Here is a 712-nt window from a genome sequence, read left to right on the forward strand (position 1 = left end):
GTCGCCGAGCGCCGGCGCGACGGTGGCGGCCGCGACGGGTTCGCCGTCGATCACGGCGGCGACCGCGGTCCCCCAGAACCGGATCTCGCGGACGAAGTTGTGCGTGCCGTCGATCGGGTCGATCACCCACGCGGCACCCTCGTCGGGAACCCGCTTGTGGGCGTCCTCCTCCTCGCCGACGACGGTGTCCTCGGGGAACGACTCGCGTATCCGCTCGATCACGGTCCGCTGGGCGGCGCGGTCGGCTTCGGTCACCACGTCGTCCGCCCCCTTCTCCTCGACCGGCATGTCGGTTCGGAAGGCGTCGTTGGCGACGCGAGCACCCGCCCGTGCGGCCGCCTCGGTGACGGCAGCGCGTTTCTCGGCGTCCGAGACGTCCGGCGGGAGCACCGGGGACTCGTCGATATCGCTCATGGCTCGAGTACGGCCTCACGCGGTCTATAAACGTCGATCCGGCGACGCGGAACGTGTCGCGGGCACGACGGGTCCGAAAGCCGATGGCGACACAAATTAACTCGGTTCCGAATCCGAGTATACTTAAATACCTCCGTCGACATACGATCGACTATGGAACCGGAGGAAGCGGTTCGACAGCTCGAGTACGCCATCGACGCCTCGCTCGACGAGGCCGGACGACGCAGCGCGGCCGGCTTTCGGCCGACGTTCGAGCGCGTCGCCGACCGGGCGGACGGCGGTGCCGTGTACGAGCTCG

General features: G+C 68.8%; 1 protein-coding gene. It reads right to left on the bottom strand.

Features of this window, described 5'->3' with window-relative positions:
- Window positions 1-414 (bottom strand): inositol monophosphatase family protein (locus tag ACFQEU_RS17115; protein WP_379784105.1); only part of this gene is annotated, 414 nt, incomplete at its 3' end.
- Window positions 415-712: the final 298 nt, after the last annotated feature.

Origin of the sequence: Halorubrum tibetense (assembly GCF_042661865.1) — an archaeon.
Lineage (GTDB): Archaea > Halobacteriota > Halobacteria > Halobacteriales > Haloferacaceae > Halorubrum > Halorubrum tibetense.